General features: G+C 32.1%; 11 protein-coding genes. 2 read left to right on the top strand and 9 right to left on the bottom strand.

Annotation, left to right across the window (positions count from 1 at the left end):
• Positions 1-220 precede the first annotated feature (220 nt).
• A complete protein-coding gene (locus WC663_03260; protein ID MFA6296346.1) occupies positions 221-1,066 on the top strand; it encodes an inositol monophosphatase family protein in 846 nt (281 codons plus the stop codon).
• A gap of 73 nt (positions 1,067-1,139) precedes the next feature.
• Here WC663_03260 and WC663_03255 read toward each other — a convergent pair whose 3' ends face one another.
• The 4 genes from WC663_03255 to WC663_03240 all read right to left on the bottom strand — a co-directional run bounded on the left by WC663_03255 (position 1,140) and on the right by WC663_03240 (position 4,851).
• On the bottom strand, positions 1,140-2,600 hold the full coding sequence (locus tag WC663_03255; GenBank protein ID MFA6296345.1) for a L,D-transpeptidase family protein: 1,461 nt from the start codon (positions 2,598-2,600) through the stop codon (positions 1,140-1,142).
• Positions 2,601-2,653: 53 nt separating this feature from the next.
• Entirely contained in the window at positions 2,654-3,022 is a 369-nt protein-coding gene (gene nifU, locus WC663_03250; GenBank protein ID MFA6296344.1) for a Fe-S cluster assembly scaffold protein NifU, read from the bottom strand.
• Positions 3,023-3,072: 50 nt separating this feature from the next.
• Complete coding sequence (locus WC663_03245; GenBank protein ID MFA6296343.1) at positions 3,073-4,239, bottom strand: cysteine desulfurase family protein; 1,167 nt, start codon at positions 4,237-4,239, stop codon at positions 3,073-3,075.
• Positions 4,240-4,356: 117 nt separating this feature from the next.
• Positions 4,357-4,851, bottom strand: a complete 495-nt coding sequence (locus WC663_03240) for a hypothetical protein (protein ID MFA6296342.1) — start codon at positions 4,849-4,851, stop codon at positions 4,357-4,359.
• A gap of 431 nt (positions 4,852-5,282) precedes the next feature.
• Between WC663_03240 and rpmA the strand changes: the two genes are divergently transcribed.
• Positions 5,283-5,555: a 50S ribosomal protein L27 gene (gene rpmA / locus WC663_03235; protein MFA6296341.1), complete on the top strand. Its 273-nt coding sequence runs from the start codon at positions 5,283-5,285 to the stop codon at positions 5,553-5,555.
• An 81-nt stretch (positions 5,556-5,636) separates the two neighbouring features.
• On the opposite strand, the gene WC663_03230 is transcribed toward rpmA, so the two are convergent.
• The 5 genes from WC663_03230 to WC663_03210 form a co-directional block, all read right to left on the bottom strand.
• The gene (locus WC663_03230; GenBank protein ID MFA6296340.1) at positions 5,637-7,265 is read right to left on the bottom strand and encodes a CTP synthase; all 1,629 of its coding nucleotides are present in this window, start codon (positions 7,263-7,265) and stop codon (positions 5,637-5,639) included.
• Positions 7,266-7,402: 137 nt separating this feature from the next.
• Entirely contained in the window at positions 7,403-7,849 is a 447-nt protein-coding gene (gene rplI / locus WC663_03225; GenBank protein MFA6296339.1) for a 50S ribosomal protein L9, read from the bottom strand.
• A gap of 35 nt (positions 7,850-7,884) precedes the next feature.
• Complete coding sequence (locus WC663_03220; GenBank protein MFA6296338.1) at positions 7,885-8,160, bottom strand: acylphosphatase; 276 nt, start codon at positions 8,158-8,160, stop codon at positions 7,885-7,887.
• 15 nt (positions 8,161-8,175) lie between these two features.
• Positions 8,176-8,406: a DUF1232 domain-containing protein gene (locus tag WC663_03215; GenBank protein MFA6296337.1), complete on the bottom strand. Its 231-nt coding sequence runs from the start codon at positions 8,404-8,406 to the stop codon at positions 8,176-8,178.
• Positions 8,407-8,832: 426 nt separating this feature from the next.
• Complete coding sequence (locus tag WC663_03210) at positions 8,833-10,008, bottom strand: S41 family peptidase (protein MFA6296336.1); 1,176 nt, start codon at positions 10,006-10,008, stop codon at positions 8,833-8,835.
• Positions 10,009-10,060: the final 52 nt, after the last annotated feature.

Raw genomic sequence — 10,060 nt, 5'->3', positions numbered from 1 at the left:
ACAAACTGGACAAATGTTTGACATAGATTTGGTGGCAAAGTTAGTTATTGTCCCAAATTATGTCATTAATCCCATATTTAAGCACTAAAAGAACGAACGACTGGTGGCAAAGTTAGTTATTACCCTTATTATAAAAAATTTTTAGTGCTTCCCTGTCCTCTGTTGACATTGTTTGCTATTATGTTATATTTAAGTGCACTTACGGAAAAAGGAGGAAAGAATGGGAAGAAGTCCAGCAAGCATTGTTCTAGAATGTTTGTTTAGTGCTTCTTTGACTATTAAGGGTTTGGAAGGTGGAAATGAAGTTGTGAAGTTGGGTGAAGGTTTTGGATCTTTGGGCGATGATACTGAAATCAAGGCTGATCGATTGATTGGTGATGCAATTATGAAATTGCTTTTGACTGATAATGATGTGCAAAGGATTACAATTGAGGGAATGCCCGATTACTCTCATGCTGAGCAACGTAAGTATTGGGTATGTGTTGATCCATTGGATGGTTCTTTGAATTATGGGAGCAAAATGATGACGATTGGACTTCCCTACACAACTTGCGTGACTGTTCTTTCGAAATGCAGTAATGCTACTTTTGCTGATATTATTGCATGCGGAGTAATTGATCATCGTTCTGACGATCTTTGGTGTGCATATTTTGACGATGATGGAGTGCTAAAAGCGAAAATTGGTTGTTTTACTGCTTTTACAGATAAACGGCCAAATCTTGATCTGGGATCAATGATTGTTTTTGGCGAAATGTATTATCCTGAAAATCGTAATCTATTATTGAAGATGTTCTCTGGATGCAAAGGTTGGTTGAGGAATCCTGGTTCTGCTGCTTATGAAATGGCGATGGTCTCTTCTGGTAGTGCTGTTGCATTTATCTGTGATCGGCAAAAGCAACATGAACTTGGTGCTGGTTACTTGTTGGTAAAGGCTGCAGGTGGAGTTGCAGTTGATTTTTCTGGAAAAGATCTTGGACAATACGAGTATGTGTTTAATGCACAAACGCCTGTTATTTTGGCAGCTAACCAAAATATTGCGAATGAACTTTTGCGTAGGATTTCATAGAGCTATTATTGGCTCTTTTTTTATTATCAAAAAACGCTAGTTTGATGCTAGCGTTTTAAATTTTATTAATTCCCTACTCTATAACAACTGGCGTACTAATTGGCGCCCAATTATAGACCCATTCTGCATCAGGTGTGTACATATTGACACAGCCATGGCTCATTGGATGGCCAAAATTACTATGCCAATATGTTCCATGAATAGTATAAGGTCCATTGAAAGCTAATACAAATGGTACTCCTGGTAAATCGTAATTGTTTGGATTGCCTGGACCATAAGTATGCGACATTCTAGCAGATAAAACTTTGCTAAATATTTTGAAATCCCCTGTTGGTGTCGGAAAGGCTGAAATACCAGAAGAAATCAAGAATGAATCAATTAATTCCCCTTCATCATAGGCATATAGAGTTTGATTTTCTAGGCTTACTTGGATATATTTGCCTTCTTTGTATTTTGGTTCCCAAGTTGGTTGTGGCGGATATTGATCCGTATCTCTAGTTTTAAAGATATATTCCTTATCTCCTTCTAAAAATGATGCGTCTTGAGTGCTTTTTATTCCTCCAATTACTTTGATTTTATATTCAGTATTTTTGGCAAATTTGTCTTCTGGAGTAAAGGTCATGGTATTATCTTTCCATTCAATGTTTCCTTTTGTTTCAGGAGTTAACGAAAAATTACTAACTACTTGTTGTTGATCTACTGGCTTATTGAATACAAGCGATACTTTTCTTTTAACATGAACATTTTGGTCATTATTTTCAGGCAATACTTTTGTAATTTCAACTGGAGGTAATGTTGAAAAATGAAATGTTTTTGTGTCAATTGCCTTTTTGTTAGGCGTATATGTTTGTTTGACTGTAAATGTATAATTGATCCCCTGCCCTAATTGAGTTACTGGATCTAATATAAAAACGGTTTGATTATTTTCTTCTATCTTTTCTCTTACCTTTAGCTCTGTTGCTGGTTCTAATTTAAAATTGAAATTAAAATAATCTCCGATTCCATCTGTTACTACTTTTAATTCTGGATTCACATTAATATCTTTTTCATCATTTTTAGGATAAGTTTCGATAATTTTGAATGGTTTGACTGTAGAAAAAGTATAGGTTCGGTCTGCAATTTTGGTACCAAAAATACTTTCTATATTGCCTATTTTTACTGTATAATTTTGATTTTCATCAAAAAATGTTTCTGGTGAGAAAACTAAAACTTTTGAATAGCCAAAAAGATAATTTCTTTCCCATGTAACTTTTCCTTTTGTTTGAGGATAAATTGAAAATGAAGATTGAGCTTTTCTCTCCGAAATTGGGATGTTGTATTTTATTCTAATTTTTTCATTTGGTTGAACTAGCTCAGTGCTATTGTTATTTCTAATTGTGTATACTTCATAAATTTGATAAAGATCTTGGTAAGCTATAGCAAAAACAAAACCTAAGATTATTAAAAAAAACAAAGTAAGAATGCAAAATGCGCTCTTATTAATTTTAAAATAGAAAAACCGAGATAATATATTTTTTTTGTTTGTTTTGGACATAAAAATGCGCAGAATTATGCAGAATCTAACGCGAAAGACGCTGAAACTACGTACTATTTATTTCGTTTTTTATAATCTTCAATTGCATTATGCAAGGCATCTGCAGCTAGATTTGAACAATGCTCCTTGATTGGAGGTAATTTTCCTAAAGCATCTGAAACATCGCCTCTTGATATTTTTTCTGCTTGTTCTAATGTTTTGCCTTTTGCTAAATCTGTGATCATTGAAGATGTGGCAATTGCTGCAGCGCAACCTAAGGTTTGGAACTTTATATCTTCTATTTTATTATCTTTTACTTTTATGTAAAGCTTCATCATATCCCCACAGACAGGATTGCCAACTTGGCCAAGACCATCAGGATTTTCTATCGCGCCCATATTGTGTGGATTTTTGAAATGTTCGATTACTTTTTCGGTATACATAAAATTGTTGATTGCTTAATTGTTAAATTGTTAACTTTAAATTTAGTTTACTATTTGATTGGCGAAATTTTTCTTAATCTTTCGATAATCTTTTTTAGCGCTTCCACTGTTTTGTTTATTTCTTCCATAGTATTTTCTTTGCCAAAACTAAAGCGAATACTGCTATGAGCCTGAAGATGTGATAAGCCTAGTGCTAATAAGACATAAGAAGGACTTAAAGAGCCAGAAGCACAAGCTGAACCTGTTGATACTTCAATACTTTCAAAATCTAAATTTAACATAATACTTTCACCTTCAACTTTGTCAAAACTGATATTGGCATTGTTAGGTAATCTTTTTGTTTGGGAGCCATTTAAATGAGAGCCTGGTATCTCTTTTAATATTTTTTCAATTAAACTGTCTCGTAAGTGCTGAACTCTTTTGTTGTTCACTTCCCTATTTTTTTTAACAAGTTCTAATGCTTTTCCAATTCCGACAATACCAGGAGTATTTAATGTTCCAGCTCGAAGATTAAATTCTTGATGACCGCCAAATTGAATTGGTTTTATTTTTGTACCTTTTTTAATAAATAAAATTCCAATTCCTTTTGGTCCATAGATTTTGTGTCCAGAAAGAGATAAAAGGTCAGTTTTTAAAACTTTTGTATCGCAATTTAGATATCCAGATGCTTGTGTTGCATCAGTATGAAAATAGATTTTATTTTTTCTTTTTTGATTGATTTCTTCTATTAGTTTACCTATCTCTTTGATTGGTTGGACCGTTCCAATTTCATTGTTGGCATACATGATTGAAATTAAGATTGTATTTTCTTTAATTTCTTTTTGAACAATATTTGTGTTCAATGTTCCATCGTGCTCAACTGGCAAAATAGTTATTTCAACTCCCCTATTTTTTAGATTTTTGACAACTTCTAAGACTGCTGGATGTTCTATGCATGAAGTAATGATATGTGGTTTTTTGATTTCTGTGGCATCAACAATTCCAGTTATCGCTAAATTGTTGCTTTCAGTAGCACCTGAAGTAAAGATAACTTCATTTGTTTCACAATTCAAAAATTGCGCAACTTGCTGTCTTGCTTTATCAATTCCTGCTAATGCTTCTTGTCCAGCTGAATGGATTGAACCTGTATTAGCAAAAAATTTATTAAAATATGGCAACATTGCTTCTAGAACTTCTGGATCTAAAGGTGTTGTTGCAGCATGGTCTAAGTAGATCATAAGTCTAAAGTCTAAAATTAAAAGTAAAATTTAAAGTTAAAAATAACATTTTTAATATAGCATAAACATGATTAGTTTGTAAAGTTCATAAAGTTTTTAAAGTTATAAAGTAAGTGCTTATTTTATGCTGGCACTTGGTTCGTAACCGGCTTTTTCAGCTGATTTGGCATCTGGAAAGCAGATCTTATTTTGCTCACTTAAGCTTTTTGCTGATGATGAATCTGCATTGTAATATTTATGTCCTCTACTACTTGCAACAAATGCGCAATCATTTTTTGATGTTTGTGTTGCTTTTGGTGCTTGTGTTTTTTTTGGGACTTGTTTTTGTTGTTTTGTATCATTCTTCTGTGTATTTTGTTCTTGCGCATTAGTGTCTTTGGTGTTTGAGTCGTTATCTTGTTTTTGTGTTTCTGTGTCTAGGGTGTTTATGTTCTGGAGTGGTTGCTCTGTTTTGGCTTCTTGTTTAGTATTCTCATTTATAACTATAGGTATCGTTTGTTTATTTATTGATAATCTGCCAATGGCAAAACTAGTTCCTGCAATTAAAATTGCGCCGACTGTTAGGATAATTCTGTCATGATTGTTTTTTATAAATTCCTTGATTTTTTGCATATTTTTGATATTATGTATGTAGGTTTGCAAGAGAGGAGGAAATATGAGAAGAGTAAAGAATGTGTTGTTGAGATTATCGAATTTTTCGAGTCGTCATCAGCGTTCAATTTTCATTTTTTGGTTTATTTCTATTGCTCCCTGGTTTCTATATGTTTTTGTAGTTTTATCTCTTGGTGCTAGTGGCTTGTATACTACATTATCTGATAACATGAACAATTTTTTGGATTGTTATCACGATTTTGAAACCACATTGATGACAATTTCTTCATTTATTTTTAGCGCATTGATAATACCAACTATACCATGTGTATTGAAAAGAATTCAAAATTGAACCTTTTTTGAAGAGCCTGTTGCTCTTTTTTGTTTTTATTGACAATTTATTTTTTAAATGCTAATCTATTATATATACTAATCATTAATATTGTAAATATATGGCACATCGTAAAGCAGGCGGAAGTACCCAACTTGGTCGCGATTCACAATCACAACGTTTAGGTGTTAAGAAATTTGCTGGTGAAGTAGTAAAACCTGGCAATATTATTGTACGCCAAAGAGGTACAAAATACTATCCTGGAAAAAATGTTAAACAAGGTTGTGACGATACAATTTTTGCTATGAAAGAAGGCGTTGTTGAATTCAATTCAAAAATGACAAAGAAATTTAATGGACGTTTAAAAAAGACTTGTTTTGTTAACGTGAAATAGCGCAGAATGACGCAGAAGCTGACGCAGAAAATGCAGAAACTTTAAAACTAAAAATCGCCGATGAGGCGATTTTATTTTTGGTTATTTATTATCTATTGCAGCTTTGATAAAACTGACAAATAGTGGATGTGGACTTTCTAGTCTTGATTTAAATTCTGGATGGAATTGAGTACCGATAAACCATGGATGATTTTCTAGCTCAACTATTTCTGCTAGATTCAAATATGGATTGTGGCCAACTATTTTTAAGCCATTTTTTTCTAGAATTTCTTTGTAGCTATTATTTAATTCATAGCGATGTCGATGGCGTTCGAAAATTGTTTCTTTGCCATAAGCTTTAAATGTTTTGCTATCTTTTTTGAGTTTGCACTCGTATGATCCTAGACGATTAGAAGCTCCATATTGTTTTTTAGCCAAAAGTTTTTTTTGTGCTTCCATGACATCAATGACTGGATTCTTTGTATTTGGTTCATTCTCTGTAGTATTGGCATCTTTAATTTTACAAATATTTCTAGCAAATTCAATGACAGCCATTTGCAAGCCATAGCATAATCCTAAATATGGAATTTTATTTTCGCGAACAAATTTAATAGCATTTATTTTACCTTCGACTCCCCTTTTTCCGTAACCGCCTGGTACAATGATGCCATCGCATTCTTTTAATTCTGTTACTTTTTTTGGATCTTTTTCGTATGATTCTGAATCAAGCCATTTTATTATTGGATTGACATTATTAGCCCAGCAAGCGTGTTTTATTGCTTCGATGACAGATATATATGAATCGCCTTGTGAGAAATCTCCAGAGGCAAAATATTTTCCGACGATACCAATTTTTATTTCTTTTTTTACTTCTTTGATTGTTTTAACTAATTTTTTCCAGTTTGTTAAACTTGCTTTTTTTCTAGGTTTAACACCAAAAAATCCTAAAACACATTCTGCGACTTTTTGTTTTGCTAAAATCAATGGAACTTCATAAATTGATTTAACATCTGGATTAGAAAAAATGTTTTCAATTGCAATGTTAGTATTTCTTGAAAGGACTTCCATTCTATGTTGATCCATATATGTTGTTGAACGGCCAATAAAAATATCTGGTACAATTCCAGCTGAGAACAATGTTCTAACTGAATATTGAGCTGGTTTTGATTTCATTTCACCAACGCTTGGAGGAATAGGAAGATAAGCAATATGAATGTTTAGCACATCCTTTTTTAGTTCATGTTTCATCATTCTGTCAGCTTCTAGAAAAAGAACTTGTTGATACTCGCCTACTGTGCCGCCAAATTCAACGATTGCAAAATCGGCTTTACTTTTTTCTGTAGCTAATTTAATTCTTCTAATAATTTCTTTTGGGACATGCGGTACAACTTCAACATCTTCACCATCATATTCAAGATTTCTTTCTCTTCTGATAACTTCTTGATAGATTTGGCCAGTTGTTAAAAAACACTCTTTCTTAATGTCTTGATTCAAAAATCTTTCGTAAGTTCCCAAATCTTGATCACATTCCATTCCATCTTCTGTAACATAAACTTCCCCATGTTCTGTTGGTCGAATTGTTCCTGCATCAATGTTAACGTACATTTCGCATTTAATGTTTACGACCTTGAATCCAAGATCTTGCAAAAGTTTGCCAATTGAAGCAGACGTGATGCCTTTTCCTAAAGATGAAATTACGCCTCCAGTGATAAAGATGTATTTTGGTTGCATGAAAATATAATACGAATATACAAATAATGCAAATCTAGCGAATATGCAAATTATTTGAATAGTCGTAATGTTTATTTATAGAATAATAAATTTGATTTAATTATTCTTGCCTATAAATATTTTAAAATTTTGTTATTTTATTTTTTAACGACAATAACTTTAATGTCAGCTGAGATTTCAGGTGCAAATTTTAGTTTGACTTCGTACTCGCCTGTATTTTTGATTGCAGAAGCAAGAGCGACTACTTTTTCATCAATATCTAATTTTAATTGTTCTTTGATATTTTCTGAAATGTCTTTTGCAGTGATAGAGCCAAATAAAATTCCTTCTTCATTAGCTTTTGAAGAAATTTTGATTTCTTTTTGGTTAATCTTTTCAGCTAGATCTTTAGCTTGTTTTAAAGCTTCTTCTTTTCTTTTTTTAATTTCTGCTTGCATTTGTTTAGCAATCTGAATTTCTTTTTCAGTAGCTAAAACAGCTAATTTTTGTGGTAACAAAAAATTCTTACCATAACCTAAAGTAACTTCTTTTATTTCTCCAGCAAAACCTAATTTTTCAACATCTTTTTTTAATACAACTTTCATCGTGATTATAGTTAATAGTTAACAGTTTATACAAACTAATATTTTATAATAAATTCTTTAAACTCATTTGTTGGTTCTGACCAACTGATTTCAATGTTTTCGATAAATGCTTGTTTCGGACCTATCTCACAAAGCTCAATCAATTTTTCGAGATTATTTTCTTCTCCTTCGACAATTACTTTGACTGTTCCATCAGTTCTATTTTCGACGGAACCTTTCAGATTTAAATGAACAGCATTCTCTTTGACGAATTGTCGAAAAAAAATGCCTTGGACTTTTCCAGAAATGATTAGTTCTAATCTTTTATACATTAAATTATAATATACTTAATTTTTGTTTTTGGCAAGAGAATTAAAGAGACCAATCGATCCTGCAAGGATTCCCAAGTCATCTATTTGACCTAAAACTGGAATTACATCAGTAATAAAATCTAGAGGAAAAATAATGTATAAAATTGCACCTATTGGTATAAGCTTATATAAAAAAGGAGTTTCTTTTCTAAAGAATAATCTACCTGCTTGTCTGACAGGTTTGAAGGTTTGATGAAATTTACGCATATTTTAGATATTTAATTCTTTAAATTTGCGGTCATCTATGTAAAGGATAAAAAGCCCTACTACAATACAAATTATTGCGCTTAAGGTGTGATTATTCGGAAAAAGATACATTTCCGTGAGAATCCAAATACCTCGCCAAAAGAAGATTAAGGCCATGCCAACTAATATTGAATGAATATTTTGATGCTTTTTTATTAAGTTTTTTATCATTTTTGAATTGAATTATTTTTGTATTGATGCGCCACAGCGCCAATTTTTGCATACATCTGGCCTTATAGCGTGTATGGTACATAAATTATTTTTGTCTAAAAATCCGCATTTTTTAGAGATCATGATTTTTTTTGTTTTTAAGGAAATTTTTATCCTATCTGACCAATATAATGTTTTGCAGCATTCACCGCATTTGAGGCATGGCATAATGAAAAGTTATTTTGTTAATTCTTGAATTGCTTGATCTAACTGCGGATCTTTGTTTTCGTTATAATCTTTTTCAGTTAATTTTACATTGATATCTGGTTCTAACCCTTTTTTATTAATACTTGTGCCATTAGGAGTTAACCATTCTGCAATGCTGATTTTGACTGATGAGCCATCTTTTAAATCTTCTAGTTGTTGAACAGTGCCCTTGCCGAATGATTTTTCACCTATTAATTTGATTTGTCTAATATCTCTTAATGCTCCAGCAACGATTTCTGATGCACTAGCAGATCCATTGTTGATTAAAACAATTACTGGAATATTTTCTAATGGCGCATTTGATTTTGTTTTGAATTCTTCTTTTGTGCCATCGCTAAATGATTCAATTGCTGCGATTTTTCCTTTTGGAACAAAGAAATTGATAATATCTATTGAGCTGTCTAAATATCCGCCAGAATTATTTCTTAAATCTAAAATAATGCCTTTAGGATTTTGTGGTAAAATTTGTGAAACTGCATTTTGAAAATCTGAAGCTGTATCTTTTCCAAAATAACCAAGTTTAATGTAAGCAATGTTATTACTTTTTAAGGACCATTCTACACTTTTAACAGTAATTTTTTGTCTTGTTACAGTAATCTCTTTTGGTTCTTTGTCGCCTTCATGAAGAACCGTAAGTTTTACTTGTGTTCCTTCTGTACCTCTAATTTTTGATACTGCTTCTTGCAAAGACATCTCTGTGGCAACTTCGTCATTTATTTTAAGGATAACATCATTTGGTTTTAAACCTGCTTTTTCTGCTGGAGAGCCTGAAAGAGGCGCAATAACTGTTAAAACGTCATTTTTTATGCCTAATTCTGCTCCTATACCTTCGAGATTTCCTTCGATTTCGTCCATAAATTCTTTGGATTGTTCAGGATCAAAAAAGGCAGTATAAGGATCATCAAGAGAATTAACCATACCTGAAATTGCGCCATAAACCATTTTTTTATAATCAAGAGGCTGATGAATAAATTTTTGTTGAAGTAAATCCCAAACATCCCAAAATATTTTAAAGTCAACTTTACCGCCAGTTTGATTAGTGTATTTGTTTTCTACTTGATCTATTTGTCGTGCTGTATTTTGAGTGACTGCCCTACTTCTGCCAACGAATAAACCAATCGTAAAACTAGCAAGAATTGCTATCAATATTAAATATATTCGAAGACTTTTATTTTTTTGCGGTTGTTGTTTGTACAAG

The organism is Patescibacteria group bacterium (assembly GCA_041662665.1).
Lineage (GTDB): Bacteria > Patescibacteriota > JABMPQ01 > JABMPQ01 > JAQVVF01 > JAQVVF01.
The sequence above is the reverse complement of the archived record's forward strand: the minus strand, read 5'-3'. Positions and strand labels throughout refer to the sequence as shown.

Excerpts from the sequence above, each read along its gene's own strand:
- WC663_03260 (MFA6296346.1), top strand. The coding sequence starts at position 221 with ATGGGAAGAAGTCCAGCAAGCATTGTTCTAGAATGTTTGTTTAGTGCT.
- WC663_03255 (MFA6296345.1), bottom strand. The coding sequence starts at position 2,600 with ATGTCCAAAACAAACAAAAAAAATATATTATCTCGGTTTTTCTATTTT.
- nifU (MFA6296344.1), bottom strand. The coding sequence starts at position 3,022 with ATGTATACCGAAAAAGTAATCGAACATTTCAAAAATCCACACAATATG.
- WC663_03245 (MFA6296343.1), bottom strand. The coding sequence starts at position 4,239 with ATGATCTACTTAGACCATGCTGCAACAACACCTTTAGATCCAGAAGTT.
- WC663_03240 (MFA6296342.1), bottom strand. The coding sequence starts at position 4,851 with ATGCAAAAAATCAAGGAATTTATAAAAAACAATCATGACAGAATTATC.
- rpmA (MFA6296341.1), top strand. The coding sequence starts at position 5,283 with ATGGCACATCGTAAAGCAGGCGGAAGTACCCAACTTGGTCGCGATTCA.
- WC663_03230 (MFA6296340.1), bottom strand. The coding sequence starts at position 7,265 with ATGCAACCAAAATACATCTTTATCACTGGAGGCGTAATTTCATCTTTA.
- rplI (MFA6296339.1), bottom strand. The coding sequence starts at position 7,849 with ATGAAAGTTGTATTAAAAAAAGATGTTGAAAAATTAGGTTTTGCTGGA.
- WC663_03220 (MFA6296338.1), bottom strand. The coding sequence starts at position 8,160 with ATGTATAAAAGATTAGAACTAATCATTTCTGGAAAAGTCCAAGGCATT.
- WC663_03215 (MFA6296337.1), bottom strand. The coding sequence starts at position 8,406 with ATGCGTAAATTTCATCAAACCTTCAAACCTGTCAGACAAGCAGGTAGA.